Below are 15,984 nucleotides of genomic sequence, written 5' to 3' on the forward strand. Positions count from 1 at the left end.
GATATGTAGTTACTATCGGCAATAGCGTATACTCTGCACAGAGTATGATTGTTCAGCCCATGTCGCTTGGTAATACTATTTCACAGGGACAGACACAATGGGCACAAAAAACAATAAGCGGTTACTATACATCAATAGGATCTGAGTTATATTGGGGTAATCCATCGAACTCGTTAACGATGAGGATATATACCCCAGATGGATATGTCCTTGGTCCGTTTTATGATAACTTTGATGGTTTGCTCAATGGGGATATACCAGTAAAAATAACAAGAAGTTCCGGTGTTGCCCAGGGCACATATTACTACGAAATTCATGGTGATAGAGTATCGGGATCGCAATACTATACATTCTCGTAAACCTAATATAGCACATACTCTGAGAATATATTATGCATAAAATGCTCAATATCTTTTTTTTATCAATTTTACTTATTACCATTTGCTATACAGTAAATGCACAAAGTGCTGATTCAAATGGTGGATATACTACGACTCCATTTGATCCGCACAAAACACCAGAGATTAAAGATAACGGGGTTATTAGCTCAAATTTGGTATCATTTTGGCAATTGCCATTATGGGTCCAATTAACATATATTTCGCTAACTATCGTTGGAGCTTTAGTATTAATTAAGATGTTTCCATTTGTCTCCGGCCGCCTGAAGCACGCCCTGGAGAACCCTAAAACAAAGGAGATTTTCTATTTCATCCAGCGTAACCCCGGCATGACCATCGCCGAACTTTCCGAGGAGCAAAATATGAACCGGGGCACACTCAAATATCACTTGAGCCAGCTTCTCACGAATAATAAGATCGTTTTCATCCGAAAGGGTAAATTCTCAAGGCTATTCTATAATAGCATGTCCGCCATGGATAAGGAAAGCATCATATCCAGCTACTTAAGGAACGAGAAGAGCCGGGATATTATCTTTACCATCATGGACACGCCCGGCGTCACCAATCAGGAGCTATCCGGCAGGTTCGACTTAGCGAAGAGTACGACCCATGAGTACCTGAAGAGTCTCTCTGATGAAGGCATCGTCGAGTTTCGTCAGGACGGTAAGTTCAAGCGGTGCTACATTGTGCAGGACGCCCGCATGATCCTGCTGCGCTATAGGCCGCAATAAGCTATTATTCCAATAATTTTTCATAGAGCAGTGGATAGTCTTTTGCCTTCCATGCGGTTATGCCGCCCAGGACATTATAGACGTCTTTAAATCCAGCTTTTTTAAGTATGCTGGCCGCCAGGCTGGCTCTCAGCCCGGTCGAGCATACACAGGCTAGGGGCTTTCCCTGCGGCACTTCGCTAATGCGATTCCCGAGCTCGCCCACGTAAATATGCATCGCTTCCTTGATGTGGCCGTTTTTCCATTCGGCGTCGCTACGGACATCGAGCAAAGCCAATTTTTCGTGGGAAAGCATGCCGGCCAGGGCATCGGGCACGAGCAGGCCTAAAAATTCCGTGTCCAGAGCCTCGTTAAGCCAGGGCTGAAAGCCGCCGCAGAGGTATCCCTGCACGTTATCAAAGCCCAGCCTGTATAGATATGTGGCTGCGAGCGCTGCATCCTTATCCCTTTCGAGCAACAGATAAATGGGCTTTTTGTAGTCTCCGACCCATCCTGGCCACGTCGCCATGCCTTCCAGCCATATGCTGTAGGCGCCGGGGATATGGACTGAGAATGCCGGTGGCATGCGGGCATCGACGAGGAGGCCCGCGCCGATGGCAGCCTTGAATTTTCTGGTGGACATGGGGCTGCATACCGCAGGCCCGCCGGTGACCGGAGGGCCATTCTGGTTATACGATTCCATCATCCTAAAATAAGGCGGCGTCTCCAGTGGCTCGGCCTTCTTTTTCGCGATGAACGCTTCCTTCTTGAGCCGGAGGTCCGGATTAGCCAGGCGCTCGCCGCCGATAGAGCCCTCGTCTCGGTCGCTGAATCCGGTGCCGCAGACTGAGCCCGCACCGTGGGCCGGGCACAGGATCGTCTGGTCGCCCAGCGTGAGTATCTTATCATGCAGGCTATCATAGAGCAGGCCGGCCGCTTCTTCCGGCGTTCCCCACAGGTCCGTGCGGCCCGTGGTCCCGAAAAAGAGGGCGTCCCCGCTAAAGGCCATGAGGGGCACAGTACCGTTATCGTATAGGACATAAGTCATGCTTTCCGGCGTGTGGCCCGGCGTCTCAAGCGCTTTTATGATCAGGCCGCCGAGGCGGATAATCTCGCCGTCGCCGATACCCTCGCCATATTCGAAGGGCAGTCTTTTACCGTGGAGGATCCGGCACTGCGTTCGGGCTTCCAACTCCAGGGAGCCGACGACGTAATCCTCGTTGCGATGCGTCTCGAGGACGTACCTGATGCCCATGCAGTTCTCGCGGGCGATGTCCAGGTAGACGTCCACGTCTCTGCGGGGGTCGATGACCGCCGCCTCGCCGCCCGAGCCGATGAAATAGGATAGATGGGCCAGCCCTTCTGACTTGATGCGCCGGAAGATCATGAGTATCTCATTAATATTTATCGCAGGCAATATTTAAAATGCGTTCATTCTGCTTCAACTACCCCATTGTCCGGACAAATGTGTCACAACCTATATATTTGGTCGCAACGATACAATTGAATTAGTCATGAGCCAATCAGCCCTGAATATTGCTGCCCAGAGGTTTAGTTTTAACGGCAGCTTCGGCTATTGGTGGTTTAACTAAGGGACAACGCCGGCTGGCGCCTGTTTTTCGAGACTCTGCGGCTTTGTTGTCCCGTATTTTTCGAAGATCATCAGCGTCGGCCCCGTAAGGAAGGATCGAACATGGATGGCAAGATAATTCGAATGAATCGGATACTGGAATCGGGCCGGGCAGTCATCGTACCGATGGACCACGGCGTCAGCGAGGGGCCCATAGAGGGCCTGACCGATATGGGCCGCATGGTATCGCTCGTGGAAAAAGGCGGCGCCAGCGCCGTACTGTTACATAAAGGCGTCGTAAAATCGCTCAGGGTGCCGCCAAAATGCGGCCTCATCGTGCATATGTCCGCGGGCACGAAGCTCGGAGAGGACAAGAACAGGAAAGTGCTCGTCTCCTCGGTCGAGCAGGCTATACGCCTCGGGGCGGACGCGATCTCCGTCCACGTGAACATCGGCGGATGCAGCACCGAGAGCGACATGCTCTGCGACCTGGGCGAGATGGCGGACAGGTGCGACGCAGTGGGAATGCCGCTGCTGGCAATGACCTATGCAAGGGGCAAGAATACTACCGGCACTCCAGCAGAGATCGCCCACGTGGCCCGGGTCGGCGGAGAGCTGGGCGCGGACATCGTGAAATGCCCGTACACCGGCGACATTAAGTCGATGCGCCTGGTCACGGAAGGATGCCCGGCGCCGGTCGTCATCGCCGGAGGGCCGAAATGCGAGAGCGACTATGAAGTCCTGAAGATGGTCGAGGACGCTATGGCCGCGGGCGCGATAGGCATCTCCCTGGGCAGGAACATTTTCCAGCACGCCCGCCCCGACCTGATGACCGCCGCCCTCCGGGCCGTCATTATCGACGGCATATCGGCGAAGCAGGCCGCGTCCATTCTTACCGGGTATGTGAAGACCGCTACCGTGGAGCACGTGCCAGTGGCCATACATTAGGCTACTTCCTGGCCCATGCGAGCTTTAACGCGATGGCGATCCCTCCGATAGAGGCCAGGGCTGCCGAGCCATAGGCTATCCATGGAGGCGTGGCCTGGGCGCTTTGTCCGTCCTTCCTCACGTCCACGACAATATCGTGGCCCAGGCTTACGGCCTCCGAAATTCCGTCGTGCCGGACCAGGTAATCGCCTTTTTTAAGCTCCGGTATCCGGTAAGTCCCGTTGAATTTAAATGAAACGTTCAGGCCCGGCCCTGTGACGGTAACTTCCGCCGGGCTTTCGGACCAAAAGAACATCGTCGGTTTTTCTTTTACGGGCAACGGCACGCCGTCGCACAGGCTCAGCGTGTTCGGCTCGTCCAGGAGCGAGAGGAGCGTCGGCGCCAGGCACTCCTGGCCATAAGTTCCCCCGCCCGGGATACTCTCGTTCGAATAGATGAGTAATGGCGTCAGAATGCTTTCGTTGCGGCCTGCAACATCGGCGGACTGGTGCGCTCCTTTTGCCGTCGCGTTCTTAAAGCTCATGCCGTGGTCGCCCGTGATAAGCAGAAGGGTATTTGATCGTTCGCAGGTATCGATAAGGCTGCCCATATCGTCGTCCATGCCCGATAAGACGGCGCTGTAGCCGGAATATCCAAGGTTGTGGCCTGCGCTGTCCAGACCGCCGATGTTGACGATGAGGACATAATTCGTATCCGGATGATACCGGCTCATATTATCGACCAGGTCCCGGGTAAAATCGATCCCCCAGGCATTATAGACAATATATGGCCTGGAGGCGTCCTTGCTTTTAGCGGACTGCAATGCATGCGTATGGTCGCGCATCATACTTTCGATGTCCTGAGGCACGTCATGGCCATTCTCGACGAACTCGTAGTCGGGCGACATGACGGACTCGTTACTATTGTGCGCGATAGCGTCGAGCTCGCCCATCATTTCAGGCGTATCGCCGTTCACCATGATGCCGAGCGCGAGATATCCGTCGTCCCTCAGGACGTCGAAGACCGTTGAATGATAATCTGCGACCGTCTCCTGGGATGCGTTCGAGTATCCCGTAACGATCACCGCATGTCCGAATTCGGTGGCCGGGACGGGCACCTTAAGCTGATATCGGGCACCTGCCCTGTCGAAGGACTTTATGTCTACGGCGCTGATGGCGCCGCCGGTCGACGCATAGGTCGCGGTATTGGGGGCGATATATGACGACCCCAGCGCATCCACGACGAAAATTACCGCGCCCCTGGCAGAGGCGCTTGCCGGAATAAAAACTAAGGCCACGAGTATTATGAATATCAGGTAACGCATAGATACTTATTTTCATATTTTTGATATTTAGTCGTTACCCTAGAACGGCGAGAAAGTATTATGCCCCATCATAAAAATCTCATGATGATGAAGATAAAGAATGCCGAAGGCGTTATCCGGGACGATAAGCGAAGGGCGGACGCTTTGGCTATTCTGGAGGCGGGCATTGAGGCGGTGCTGCCTGAAAATGTCGTCCGGAACTCCGTCCGGCATGAGGGTAATAAGCTGTATGTGAAGGGCTGTGAATACGATCTCTCCCGGTATAAGCACATATACGTTGCTGGCGGCGGTAAAGCATCGGGCACCATGGCCGTGGAGCTGGAAAAGCTCCTTGATGGACGCATCACGGCAGGCATCGTCAACGACCGGTACGGGGTCGACGTAAAAACCCGTATCATAAAGGTCCATCATGCAGGCCATCCGCTGCCTACGGAGGATGGCAGGCGGGGAGTGAAAGAAATGCTTGAAATACTTTCGAACGCCGGCCCGGACGACCTGGTGATCTTTTTAATATCCGGCGGCGGCTCGGCGCTGCTTCCCTATCCCGCGAAAGGCATCAGCCTCGAAGAGAATATCCGGATGACCGATCTTCTTCTCAAGAGCGGCGCCCGCATCTCGGAGATGAATGCCGTCCGCAAGCACATATCGGCTATCAAGGGCGGGCAGATGATAGAGTACGTGGACGGGGCGACCATCATCAGCCTCATCGTTTCCGATGTCGTGGGCGACGATATCGGCTTTATTTCCTCGGGCCCCACGTCGCCGGATGCCACGACATACGAAAACGCTATCCGTGTCCTCAAAAAGTACGATATCTACGACCGGGCACCGGCAAGCGTGAAAGCCCACCTGAAAGCAGGTGTAAAAGGTGAAATCCCTGAAACACCCAAGCCGGGGGACCCCCTGTTCGATAAGGTTTACAATGTGGTCGTAGCGAGCAGCATAATTGCCCTCGAGGCGGCGGCGAAAAGGGCATTTGAGCTCGGCTATAAGCCGCTCATACTGGGCTCGGGCATTATCGGCGAAAGCCGTGAGGCGGGGCTGGTACTGTCGGGCATCGCAAAGGAATGCCTGAAGTCGGGCAACCCCGTGAAGCCGCAGGCCGCCATTATTTCGGGCGGCGAGACGACGGTGACGATAAAAGGAAAGGGCAAAGGAGGCAGAAACCAGGAGCTGGTCCTGGGATTCTTGCAGAACTACACGCCGGGCATCACAATTATTTCGGCCGATAGCGATGGCATCGACGGCGTGACCGATGCCTTTGGGGCCATCGCCGACGGCACAACGCTGGAGAGAGCGCATAAAAAGGGGCTGTCGATCACAGAAACGCTCAAGGAAAACGCCTCGTATGACTTTTTCGAGGCGCTGGGCGACCTCGTCTTTACCGGCCCGACCGGCACGAACGTGAGCGATATCCGCGTTATTCTCGTCTATGAGGATTGAGTCTCGTGCATTTCGTCCATCAGGCCTTCGGCTCGATGTAAATGGACTGCATCCTTCTTTTGTAAAGCCTCTTCGAGCTGTACCATCCTGGCGGCGAGCCCGCGGTAGTGGGGCAGGTAAGCCTCATAATAGAATATTTTCTCCGGGTCGACGCCCTCTATGGCGAGCGCTTTTTTAAGCTCGTCCACCCGCCTGGCCACGTTCGCCTTCACCGCCCCTTCGGGAGAGTTCGTCGTGCCATCGCCCAGGAATATGCCTGAAGCGCCTCTACTCAAAGCATAAAGCAGGTGTTTTGGCTCCAGGCGCATGATGGAAGGCACGCGGATTATGCGTATGGCGGAGGGATAGGCGACGCGGTTGACGCCGGCGTTATCCGCCGCCACGTAGGCGATATTCTCGTCCAGGAAGGCGATCACGCGGGGACCGCTGGCGAGCATGCCGTCGATCCTCGCGAGCAGGGCGTCGTCGCTACAGGACGGCAGGGATATGGCATGCTCCGGGCAGCGTAGTATACAGCCGCCCAGGCCGATACATGAAAGGGGGTCTATCGTGATCCGGCCGTTCGTGTAAGCGGCCCCATAGGGACAAAGCTTAACGCACGCGCCGCATTGGGTGCATTTCTCGGAATCGATGACGGCGTATCCGGGCTCGATCTCGACCGGGGCGCTCACCAGCTCCGCCGCCTTTGACGCTGCGGCCCTTGCCTGCAGGATCGAGTCGGTAATATCCTTAGCTCCCGCGGCCGTGCCGCAGACGAATATCCCCCGGGACGTCGTCGACACCGGGTCCAGCTTCGGATGCTTTTCCTTCACGAACAGCTCGGGCGTCAGCCCGATGCCCAGGGCCTTCGCCGTCTGCAGCGTTCCCGCGGACGGCTCGAGGGCACAGGACAGGACGACCATGTCCGCCTCCAGCTCCATGGGCCCGCCGCCCAGCGTATCCTCGACTTTGACGATGAGCGCGCCATCCTTCTGCACTTCGCCCACCCGCCCCCTGATGAATTTCACGCCCTTCTTCTGCACCTCGCGATAATAGTTCTCGTAGGAGCCGGGCGCCCGAATATCCGTATAGCATATATAGACCTCTGTCTCCGGGAAATGATCCTTTATGTAGCTGGCGTGCTTTAGCGCGACCATACAGCAGATCTTAGAGCAATATGGTATAGAGCCGGGCTTTTCATCCCGGGAGCCGACGCACTGCACCATGACCAGCCGACGCGGGGCCCGGCCTGTCGCCGGGTCTTCCAGCCTTCCCGAGGTCGGGCCGTTGATGGCAAGCAGCCTGGCCAGCTCCGTCTGGGTAAAGACGCCGCCGTATTTGCCATAGCCGAACTCGTATTTTGCCGTGGGGTCCAGCTCACGATGGCCCGTGGCCACGATAACGGTCCCGACGTGAAGCGTTTCTATCGTGCCTTCGGCGCTCAGGTCGATGGCTCCGGCCCCGCAGGCTTTCACGCAGCATCCGCACTTCTTGCAGCTCTTATCGTCAATGGTGAAAGTAGCGGGTACTGCCTGAGAGAATGGCTTGTAAACGGCTTTTCTGGTAGAAAGCATGGCGTTCCATTCGTCTTTTACATTAACCGGGCATGCCTTTGCGCACTGTCCGCAGGATGTGCACTTATTCGGGTCGATATACCGGGGCCCGGATTCGATGGTGACCGTTAGGTCTCCCACGTGCCCTTTTACATGAGATATCCAGGAGAGCGTCCTTATGTGAATGCGCTTATTCCTTGCGACTTCGCTCATGATGGGGGCCAGCGAGCACATGGCGCAATCCTCGGTGAGCCGGTCTGGCGAGAACACTTTGCCGATCCTGACCATGTTGCCGCCGATGGTGGGGCTGGACTCGATGAGATGAACGTGAATGCCCTGCCTGGCCAGCGCCAGCGCGGCGGTCATGCCGGCGATGCCTCCGCCGGCGACGATTGCGCTCTTCTCCGCGGTGATCGTGATGTTATCCAGAGGGATTGCTTTGCGAATGCCGTAAATCGAGGAGCGGACCTGGTCGATGGCCCGGGCCGTCGGGTCCTCCGAGGGCACCCAGGCACACTGCTCGCGGACGTTGGCGATGTCGAGCAGGTACGGGTTCAGGCCCGCCTCTTTTACGCACTCCCGGAACGTGTGCTCGTGAATGTTCGGCGAGCACGCGGCGACGACGACGCGTTCCAGGCCATGCTCACGGATAGCGTCCTTGATCAGCGCCTGTCCACCGGCCGAGCAGAGATATGGATAATCTTCGACGCGCTCGGCGCCTTCGGCGCAGGCCGCCTCTTTTAACCGACCTATGTCGATGGCGCCGCGGATATTATCGCCGCAGTGGCAGATGAAAACGCCTGTCCTGGGCCTCATGGCCGGCCCTCCGGAATGCCGAGCTTTTCGAGCAGCGGCTCGACGGGCACGGCGTGCATGTCCAGCCCGATGGCGAGCGGGTCCGCTCCCAGTGCAAGCGCTATTAGCTCAGAAAAATACAGGACCGGGATATTTAACGGCCCGACATCGTCCTCGAGAGTTTCCTGGTAGTAGTCGAGATTAAACGTGCACCCCGGGCATTGCGTAACGATGACGTCCGGGGCGGCATTGGCGATGGAGGCGAATTTTCGCCTGAGCAGAGTCCGTGGGTATTCCCGGTCAAGCATGGTATAGTGGAAGCCCATACCGCAGCACAGGGAGCGCTCGCCGTAGTCGGCGACGCGGCACCCGAACGCCTTCACGAGGTCGTCGAGCACTTCGGGCTTTTCATAGCTTCCCGAGGCCACGTCCCTATAAAATATTTTAGAGTAATGGCAGCCGTGGTGGGTGACCGCCGTGATGCCGTCGAAGCTGTATAGGGCTTTGGCCCGAATATCGTCAAGCCTCGCCAGAAATACATCGGAGACGTGGTGGACGCCCGGGCTGATGTCCATCGTTCTGCCGATCTTTTTCATCGCAGCGGCGGCGTATTCCTTCTGTTCTGCGTCAGTCGACAGTATCTCCCTGCATTCCTTTAAATTGCCATAGGATGTCGGGCACGTGCAGACGATATGCTTATCGGCCGAGCCGGCGGCCAGCGAAAAGTTCCGGGCGTTGAGGGCCAGGTTCGCCCGCAGCGGTACTACGCCCGCGTGATAGCCGAAGCCTGAGCACGATGATTGTTCCGGATCGTCGGTATACTGAGCGCCGATGCGGTCGAGCACAAAGCGGATCGACTTCTCGATGCCTGGGTACATCGAGCCGGTGACGCAGCTTTTAAAGAGATAATAGTTATTCTTCGGTATGGCCTTAAGCACAGGTATCGCCTCCAGGCCAGGTCATATCCAGGATCGCGCGGATCTCGCGCATGGCCCCGTCTGGTACCGGATGTGCATGGGCGTCGTCCCGGCCGAAGCCCAGCCGAACGCGCCTTTTCCGGTTATCTTTACATCGTTTTATTGTACGGGGGCCGAATTCTCCGAGAAATGTGAACGTGGAGGGAAGGAACGTCTCGCCACGGTCATAGAGATTTTTCCGCAGGAGTGCCGCGACTTTGTTTATTGCCGGGGGCGCGCGGCCTGCGGCGATGGCCGCCTCACGGAGGGCGAGAATGCCGGCGCCGACGCTGTTGTTCCGTGGACAGCGTGAGGCGCAGGAATAGCACTGGCCGCAGCGCCATAAAAGATCAGTCAGGGAAGCACGGTCCCCCAGCTGCAGCTTGCGCATGACATCCCGGGGACGATAATCGTCATACTTGAAGGCGGCGGGGCAGCTCGCCGTGCAGCGGCCGCACTGCATGCACTTATCGAAACCGCACGTGAGGCCGAGCCGGATATCCGGAGCGGCTCTTTCAGGATATTTTAATGCTATCCTCATGGCGCCAGCCATCTCCCATGGACCATACAATTTTGACCTTTAATTAGCTTTTCCTAAAAAGGTATTAAAATTACCTTTATAGGATATTATTTAATATATTATGCCTTATTGTCAATGATATAAGACGAAAACGCAAAAACATATAATACGATACATGCGATATTGACACTTATACAAAGAGGTACCTATGGGCTCGTATACGCTGGAATGTACAGGATGCAGGCACACGATACCCGACCATTATACCCTCCGGTGTGAATGCGGGGCGGGCCTGATACGGGCAAAATATGCGGCGAGACGGCTTTCGTTGCGAAATATGCCCGGAATGTGGCGCTATTACGACTGGCTGCCGACAAAAGGCCACCTCGATACGCCTGGGGCGCCCATGACCTATAAAAGCGAGGGCCTCGCGAAAGAACTTGGCCTTAAAGAGCTATATATCTCTTTTAACGGCTACTGGCCCGAGATGGATGCTCGCATGGATACGTGCAGCTTCAAAGAGCTGGAGGCTCCGCCCACGGTCGTGAGGGCCCGGGAGCACGGCGGCAGGGCGATGGTCCTGGCCTCCGCGGGCAATACAGGCCGGGCGTTCGCCTGGCTTTCGACGCTCACGGGCTTTCCCGTGGTCATCGTCGTGCCCAAGAAGAACGCCTATAACCTCTGGATACCCGGGAGGGATCCTGGAAGCTCGATCAGGCTTATCACTATGGAGGAAGGCAACGATTACACGGACGCCATTCGGCTTTCGGAGCGCATCGCCTCAATCGAAGGCATGATGCCCGAAGGCGGCGCCCGGAACGTGGCCCGGCGGGATGGCATGGGCGTCACCCTGCTGGACGCGGCCGTAATCATGAAGAGAATGCCCGACGACTATTTCCAGGCCATCGGGAGCGGTACGGGCGGCATCGCGGCCTGGGAGGCGGCACTGCGCCTGCGGGACGACGGCCGCTTTGGCGAGCGCCTGCCCGAATTGCATCTGGCGCAGAACCTGCCGTTCGCTCCGATGTACTACGCATGGAAGGCGGGCCGCCGGGACATCATACCGGATCTTGACATGCCCGACGCGAAAAAGCAGATCGAGGCGATGTACACCGATATCCTGTCTAACCGCAACCCGCCGTACACGGTCGGGGGCGGCGTCTACGACGCGCTCATCGACACGCAGGGCACCATGTACGCGATAACGAACGATGAGGCGATAAAGGCAAAAGCCATATTCGAAAATGCCGAGGGCATAGACATCCTGCCGCCTGCGGCCGTGGCCGTGGCCGCGCTGCTGAAGGCCTGCGATAATGGCCTGGATAGGGGCCGCCGGGTGCTCCTTAACATCACGGGCGGCGGCCTTGAAAGGCTAAAAAAGGAGGTCTGTCTCAGCATGGTGGAGCCCTGCCTCGACGTGAGCGGGCCGGGCGTGCCCCTGGAAAATATCTTAAAGGTGATGGAATGGCCAGCGTTGAGCAAGAAGTCATCGACATAATGAAGTCCTGCGGCATCGACGTCGTCCTGACGCTGCCCTGCGACAAGATCAAGAACTTATTGGCGATGGTCCCCCCCAGTTTCAAGGAGGTCCCCCTTACGCGAGAGGAGAATGGCGTGGGCATCGCCGCCGGGCTCTTCATGGCCGGGAAAAGGCCGGCCCTCATGATCCAGAGCACGGGCATCGGCAACTCGCTGAACGTGCTTTCATCCCTAAACCGTACTTATGAGATACCTCTGCCCATCCTGGCGAGCTGGAGAGGGTACTACAAGGAGGCGATCTACGCACAGACTGCCTTCGGAAAGTGCCTCCCGGCCATACTGGAAGCGTCCGATATACCGCACGTCGAGATCGGCGCCAATAGCGAGCTGGAGCTCGTCAAGAAGGCCATCAACTCCTCGTACAAGTCCAACCTGCCGACCGTCATCCTCCTTTCCCCGAGGCTGTGGGAGATCTCGACGGAAAAGCACTGGAACCCTGACTTTACGTCCAGGGAGAGGCGCTTCAATATCGACTGCCATACCATTGTCCCGAAGGCGACTCATACCCGCTACGATATGATCCGGGGCATTGCCCCATACCTGAGCGGCAAAGTCGTAGTCTCCAACATCGGCGTCCCGAGCAAGGAGCTATATGCGGCCCACGACCAGGGCACGAACTTTTACATGACCGGCAGCCTGGGCCTCGTCTCCTCCATCGGCCAGGGCCTGGCCATGGGACTGGGCCGGGAAGTCATCACGCTCGACGGCGACGGCAGTATTTTGATGAACCCGAACGTGCTGGCCAGCGTAGCCCAGGAAAAGCCGGAAAATTTAACGATCATCTGCTTCGATAACAGCGCCCACGGCTCCACCGGCAACCAGAAGACCTATTCGGAAAGCATGGACCTGGAGCTGCTGGCAAAGTCTTTCGGCATCGTGAACACGGCCAAAGCCTCGACGCCGGAAGAGCTGTTGAAAGTGCTGGAGGCCGGAGGCAAAGGCCCGAGGTTCATCCACGCTATCATAGAGGCGAAGAACGCTGACGTCCCGAATATCCCCTTAACGCCGGTCGAGATCAAGCACCGTTTCATGAAGGCTATCGGATATTGAGTCACATGGCAGCCCGGCGAAGCCCGAAAATTTTAAGTAGGTGGAAGTCTATCTGATGTCTCGTATCCCTGGTTGATACCTAAAAACCCGCCTTAGCTCAGCCTGGTTAGAGCGGTCGGCTGTAGACCTTACGACTGCGGAAACCGACAGGTCCCCGATTCGAATTCGGGAGGCGGGACATACTCATTTGCCCCGGAGCAGGGCAAACGGAAAACTATAAATTCAATCGAGGATATGTGTAAAACCCCGTTTTGTAAAAAGCTCGGATAGTGTAGCGGCCTATCATGGGGCCCTGTCGAGGCTCCGACTCGGGTTCAAATCCCGATCCGAGCGCTTTTTATTTTCACCAGAGATTTAACAGTATCTTGTGCGCGCGGTGTCTAGATTGTGATTAAAAATGGCTGAGAAAAAAGAGAAGAGTAAAATGACAGTCAAAGAGGCCGGACATAAGGGCGGCGAGAAGACGGCCGAAACACACGGGAAGGAATTCTACGAGGAGATCGGGCACAAGGGTCGGGCACAAGGGCGGCCAGGAAATCCGCGAACTCATAAAAAAGGGGAATCCGAGGAAAAGAAATAAACAATATATTCAGGGGAAGCCCGCCCTGATGCTGCCCCGTTCATAATTAAATAAAATTGTTCCAAAAATTACTGTTATTACTAAATTTTAATTTATATAACTTGATTTAGTGCAAAATTTATTAATATAAGGAACAATAATTTCTTATTGACCATTCGATATATATTCTGGAATGAGCGTCCGGTCCGGGACAAAAAGCTCTGTTTATACGGGCCTTACGCTCATCCCCGTGGTGAATTGCAATGCAAACCCTGGCAGACCCAATGGTACTCATGTTTATTATGGGATTTGGTTTGCTTGCCGTCCTCTGGTGTCTCTATAGGGCCATTCGCTAGCCCCGTTTTCCAGCGCTTCCCTGCTATGCGATAGCTGTATAAAAATCCGCCCACGTCATCCCTGATTAAGGGTAACGCAAGGGATGCGCGCTCATGATAAAAACAAAAAAAATCTGCAGTTTTATTCCTTATTTTTACAGATATCTTAATTAAAATACAGTCTAAACTTCAAACCGGGTGTTAAGCATGGCTGAGCGAAAGGGACAGGATAAAGGGAAGATGACGGTCGAGGAGGCGGGACATAAGGGAGGCGAGCGGACATCCGAGACCCATGGGAAGGAATTCTACGAGGAGATCGGGCATAAAGGCGGCGAAAAGACGTCCGAGACCCACGGGAAAGAGTTTTATCGGCAGATAGGGCAAAAGGGCGGACAGAAAGTAAAAGAGCTCATAGGGAAGGCAGAAGGCAAGGAAGAGGAATAAAGGCGCTAAGCGCCTTATGGAGGTAATTATGGCTTCGATCATTGCAAAGGTTTCAAAATCTTTAAAGGGCATCCATTTCCCCGCAGATAAGGAGAAATGCGTCGAGTATGCGGAAAAGAACATGGCTTCGGACGACGTCATAAACACGCTCCGGCATATGCCGGACGAGGAATACGACAGCATGGCCGGCGTCTGGCATGCGGTAGGCCAGATGAAGCAGTAAAAAAGAGCGAGAAGGCCGATCTTTCACTTTTAATTTTTAATCAGCTATAAGCTATTAGCGCAATGTATTTAACCCGGGGAAGGTTAAAGATAATTAATGATTGTTCGTAAAGTATAAAACAAATACGAGGTCAGTTTATGAAGTGCCATGTTCATACGGATACCGAAGCGGTCGATAAATGCACCATCTGCGGCCAGATGATCTGCCAGGATTGCCGGCTGGATTTCGACGGTAAGGCGGTATGCAAGTCCTGCGCGATACCTTTATCGAAGGTTTATGCCTCCATCTGCTCGGGCTCGGCCGGAGCGCTGGAATCCAGGGTGAAAATCATCGATAATAAGGAACAAAAGAAATAAGCCTGTTTTATTTTATTCGTCTTTCTCCTCGTCTGTTTCGAGGTCAAGATCCCGCTCGTCCTCGTAGCTGCAGTTCTGGTTCCCGGGGACTGTGGTCAGCTGCCTGATAGTGGCGACGGTATCTTCCGTCGTGTCCCGGAAGTGCTTCAGGAAGGCGTCATAGGCGGATAGCAGCTCGATTAGCCGATGCATGCTCTCGCCGTCGAGCGTCATCTCGTCGTTCACGTCCAGCTTGGCGTCCTCCAGCATGATCGATATCCGCTCAATGAGTAGTATTTGCTCGTCCAAGCGCTCGTTCAGCTCTTCACCGGTGAGCTTCACGGTCATTTTTTTCATCATGTACGCTATGGCCTTCTGCTTACATATATTTTTTATGAATCATTTCCCGGCACTTCACAGAGTGCGCGCGCCGACTGCTATTACGCTGACTTGATATCTTCCACTTTTTCTTTCTTCCGGTAGACCATGCCCTGGAAGATGGCGAGCAGCTCACCCGACTCGTTGGTGATGTCGATGGTGTACGTGCCGATCTTCGAGTTGATAGAGACCTCCCGCGCGTCCGCGAATAAAAGGCCCGATGACACGGCCTTCATGTAGGAGATGTTGGCGTTGATGGCCACGGCCACGTTGCCCCGGGAGTTGGACGCCGCCGCGAAGGTGAAATCGGCAAGCGTAAAAAGAGCCGCTCCATGGACGATGCCCAGGCCGTTGAGGTGCTGCGGGGTCACCGGCATGGACGACCGGGCGTGCCCGTCGGCCGCCTCGAGCAAAGTAATGCCGTTATATTCTGCGAACTTATCCCTTTTGAAAAAACGTTTTAAGTCTTCGGATGTCATCTACGACTATGATACGTGCTAACATATATCTATTTATCGTTTATCACGCTACGGAAAGGCTTTAAAGTTAACCGCAAATGGAGCAATTGGTGATTTTTTGCCCATCAAGAAGCCCAACTATAGTGAATTCGCGCAGGCACCGGGTGACTCCGCGATCAAAGAGCTGGAAATGATGAAGGTGACCATCGTCTCGCAGATGGAAGGCGCGGGCGTGAAGTTCCCCATCAAGAATAAGGCAGAGCTGCTTAAGGTCTTCCCTAAGGCGACGCCCATGGGCTGCAGCTATAAGGGAAAAACCATGACAATGTTCGACCTGATATCGCACCTCGACGACTCCGACTTCCCCATCAAGAACGCCGGGGACGCGGCGGCCCTCATCACCACGCGGTGCTTTATTTAGACGAGCTTGTTTTAATTTCCTTATTTTTACTCCGTTGAATATAATATGTTATTGGTGCCTGTAAGGC

At 55.1% G+C, this 15,984-nt stretch carries 17 protein-coding genes, 2 tRNA genes and 1 pseudogene; 13 read left to right on the forward strand and 7 right to left on the reverse strand.

Features of this window, described 5'->3' with window-relative positions; all coding sequences use genetic code 11:
- The coding region (locus VMC84_RS06265) for a hypothetical protein (protein WP_325379126.1) at positions 1–359 on the forward strand (359 nt) is incomplete at its 5' end.
- A gap of 278 nt (positions 360–637) precedes the next feature.
- A complete protein-coding gene (locus VMC84_RS06270; protein ID WP_325379127.1) occupies positions 638–1,129 on the forward strand; it encodes a winged helix-turn-helix transcriptional regulator in 492 nt (163 codons plus the stop codon).
- Between the two features lie 4 nt (positions 1,130–1,133).
- Here the strand turns inward: VMC84_RS06270 and VMC84_RS06275 are convergent, their stop codons facing one another.
- Positions 1,134–2,495 (reverse strand): MBL fold metallo-hydrolase, encoded by a 1,362-nt coding sequence (locus VMC84_RS06275; RefSeq protein ID WP_325379128.1) that lies wholly within the window; start codon positions 2,493–2,495, stop codon positions 1,134–1,136.
- 306 nt (positions 2,496–2,801) lie between these two features.
- On the opposite strand from VMC84_RS06275, the gene VMC84_RS06280 reads away from it, so the two are divergent.
- Positions 2,802–3,626 (forward strand): 2-amino-3,7-dideoxy-D-threo-hept-6-ulosonate synthase, encoded by an 825-nt coding sequence (locus tag VMC84_RS06280; protein ID WP_325379129.1) that lies wholly within the window; start codon positions 2,802–2,804, stop codon positions 3,624–3,626.
- A 1-nt stretch (position 3,627) separates the two neighbouring features.
- Here the strand turns inward: VMC84_RS06280 and VMC84_RS06285 are convergent, their stop codons facing one another.
- On the reverse strand, positions 3,628–4,929 hold the full coding sequence (locus VMC84_RS06285) for a sulfatase-like hydrolase/transferase (protein ID WP_325379130.1): 1,302 nt from the start codon (positions 4,927–4,929) through the stop codon (positions 3,628–3,630).
- A gap of 81 nt (positions 4,930–5,010) precedes the next feature.
- On the opposite strand from VMC84_RS06285, the gene VMC84_RS06290 reads away from it, so the two are divergent.
- Positions 5,011–6,372: a glycerate kinase gene (locus VMC84_RS06290; protein ID WP_325379131.1), complete on the forward strand. Its 1,362-nt coding sequence runs from the start codon at positions 5,011–5,013 to the stop codon at positions 6,370–6,372.
- Here the strand turns inward: VMC84_RS06290 and VMC84_RS06295 are convergent.
- Genes VMC84_RS06295 through VMC84_RS06305 form a run of 3 tightly spaced genes read right to left on the reverse strand, consistent with a single transcriptional unit; the run spans position 6,360 to position 10,226 of the window.
- On the reverse strand, positions 6,360–8,720 hold the full coding sequence (locus tag VMC84_RS06295) for a hydrogenase iron-sulfur subunit (RefSeq protein ID WP_325379132.1): 2,361 nt from the start codon (positions 8,718–8,720) through the stop codon (positions 6,360–6,362). The genes VMC84_RS06290 and VMC84_RS06295 overlap by 13 nt on opposite strands.
- Positions 8,717–9,637 carry a CoB--CoM heterodisulfide reductase iron-sulfur subunit B family protein gene (locus VMC84_RS06300; protein ID WP_325379133.1) on the reverse strand — a complete coding sequence of 307 codons (921 nt, stop codon included), beginning with the start codon at positions 9,635–9,637 and terminating at the stop codon, positions 8,717–8,719. Before VMC84_RS06300 ends, VMC84_RS06295 begins: the two co-directional genes overlap by 4 nt.
- Positions 9,630–10,226 (reverse strand): 4Fe-4S dicluster domain-containing protein, encoded by a 597-nt coding sequence (locus tag VMC84_RS06305; protein ID WP_325379134.1) that lies wholly within the window; start codon positions 10,224–10,226, stop codon positions 9,630–9,632. Before VMC84_RS06305 ends, VMC84_RS06300 begins: the two co-directional genes overlap by 8 nt.
- 157 nt (positions 10,227–10,383) lie before the next feature.
- On the opposite strand from VMC84_RS06305, the gene VMC84_RS06310 reads away from it, so the two are divergent.
- The 8 genes and pseudogenes from VMC84_RS06310 (at position 10,384) to VMC84_RS06345 (ending at position 14,681) form a co-directional block, all read left to right on the forward strand.
- A complete protein-coding gene (locus tag VMC84_RS06310) occupies positions 10,384–11,673 on the forward strand; it encodes a cysteate synthase (protein ID WP_325379135.1) in 1,290 nt (429 codons plus the stop codon).
- Positions 11,640–12,764: a sulfopyruvate decarboxylase subunit beta gene (comE, locus tag VMC84_RS06315; RefSeq protein ID WP_325379136.1), complete on the forward strand. Its 1,125-nt coding sequence runs from the start codon at positions 11,640–11,642 to the stop codon at positions 12,762–12,764. Before VMC84_RS06310 ends, comE begins: the two co-directional genes overlap by 34 nt.
- Positions 12,765–12,850: 86 nt before the next feature.
- Positions 12,851–12,942, forward strand: a tRNA-Tyr gene (locus VMC84_RS06320).
- Between the two features lie 82 nt (positions 12,943–13,024).
- Positions 13,025–13,097: transfer RNA gene (locus tag VMC84_RS06325), tRNA-Asp, on the forward strand.
- Between the two features lie 64 nt (positions 13,098–13,161).
- Positions 13,162–13,390 (forward strand): annotated as a pseudogene (locus VMC84_RS06330) (Em GEA1 (EM1)).
- A 475-nt stretch (positions 13,391–13,865) separates the two neighbouring features.
- Positions 13,866–14,102, forward strand: coding sequence for a KGG domain-containing protein (locus tag VMC84_RS06335; protein WP_325379137.1), 237 nt, complete (start codon positions 13,866–13,868; stop codon positions 14,100–14,102).
- A 28-nt stretch (positions 14,103–14,130) separates the two neighbouring features.
- Entirely contained in the window at positions 14,131–14,325 is a 195-nt protein-coding gene (locus tag VMC84_RS06340; protein WP_325379138.1) for a DUF2795 domain-containing protein, read from the forward strand.
- 137 nt (positions 14,326–14,462) lie between these two features.
- Complete coding sequence (locus tag VMC84_RS06345) at positions 14,463–14,681, forward strand: hypothetical protein (protein WP_325379139.1); 219 nt, start codon at positions 14,463–14,465, stop codon at positions 14,679–14,681.
- 12 nt (positions 14,682–14,693) lie between these two features.
- Here the strand turns inward: VMC84_RS06345 and VMC84_RS06350 are convergent, their stop codons facing one another.
- The gene (locus tag VMC84_RS06350) at positions 14,694–15,020 is read right to left on the reverse strand and encodes a hypothetical protein (RefSeq protein ID WP_325379140.1); all 327 of its coding nucleotides are present in this window, start codon (positions 15,018–15,020) and stop codon (positions 14,694–14,696) included.
- An 80-nt stretch (positions 15,021–15,100) separates the two neighbouring features.
- Positions 15,101–15,517, reverse strand: coding sequence for a PaaI family thioesterase (locus tag VMC84_RS06355; RefSeq protein ID WP_325379141.1), 417 nt, complete (start codon positions 15,515–15,517; stop codon positions 15,101–15,103).
- A 97-nt stretch (positions 15,518–15,614) separates the two neighbouring features.
- Here VMC84_RS06355 and VMC84_RS06360 point away from each other — a divergent pair, with 97 nt between their 5' ends.
- On the forward strand, positions 15,615–15,917 hold the full coding sequence (locus tag VMC84_RS06360; protein ID WP_325379142.1) for an MTH865 family protein: 303 nt from the start codon (positions 15,615–15,617) through the stop codon (positions 15,915–15,917).
- Positions 15,918–15,984 lie beyond the last annotated feature (67 nt).

Source organism: Methanocella sp. (assembly GCF_035506375.1).
In the GTDB taxonomy this organism is placed as follows: Archaea; Halobacteriota; Methanocellia; order Methanocellales; family Methanocellaceae; genus Methanocella.

Bases quoted from the DNA above. Each gene is read 5' to 3' on its own strand.
- comE (WP_325379136.1), top strand. From the start codon at position 11,640: ATGGCCAGCGTTGAGCAAGAAGTCATCGACATAATGAAGTCCTGCGGC.
- VMC84_RS06355 (WP_325379141.1), bottom strand. From the start codon at position 15,517: ATGACATCCGAAGACTTAAAACGTTTTTTCAAAAGGGATAAGTTCGCA.
- VMC84_RS06275 (WP_325379128.1), bottom strand. From the start codon at position 2,495: ATGATCTTCCGGCGCATCAAGTCAGAAGGGCTGGCCCATCTATCCTAT.
- VMC84_RS06340 (WP_325379138.1), top strand. From the start codon at position 14,131: ATGGCTTCGATCATTGCAAAGGTTTCAAAATCTTTAAAGGGCATCCAT.
- VMC84_RS06295 (WP_325379132.1), bottom strand. From the start codon at position 8,720: ATGAGGCCCAGGACAGGCGTTTTCATCTGCCACTGCGGCGATAATATC.
- VMC84_RS06280 (WP_325379129.1), top strand. From the start codon at position 2,802: ATGGATGGCAAGATAATTCGAATGAATCGGATACTGGAATCGGGCCGG.
- VMC84_RS06270 (WP_325379127.1), top strand. From the start codon at position 638: ATGTTTCCATTTGTCTCCGGCCGCCTGAAGCACGCCCTGGAGAACCCT.
- VMC84_RS06350 (WP_325379140.1), bottom strand. From the start codon at position 15,020: ATGATGAAAAAAATGACCGTGAAGCTCACCGGTGAAGAGCTGAACGAG.
- VMC84_RS06345 (WP_325379139.1), top strand. From the start codon at position 14,463: ATGAAGTGCCATGTTCATACGGATACCGAAGCGGTCGATAAATGCACC.
- VMC84_RS06335 (WP_325379137.1), top strand. From the start codon at position 13,866: ATGGCTGAGCGAAAGGGACAGGATAAAGGGAAGATGACGGTCGAGGAG.
- VMC84_RS06310 (WP_325379135.1), top strand. From the start codon at position 10,384: ATGGGCTCGTATACGCTGGAATGTACAGGATGCAGGCACACGATACCC.
- VMC84_RS06290 (WP_325379131.1), top strand. From the start codon at position 5,011: ATGATGATGAAGATAAAGAATGCCGAAGGCGTTATCCGGGACGATAAG.
- VMC84_RS06285 (WP_325379130.1), bottom strand. From the start codon at position 4,929: ATGCGTTACCTGATATTCATAATACTCGTGGCCTTAGTTTTTATTCCG.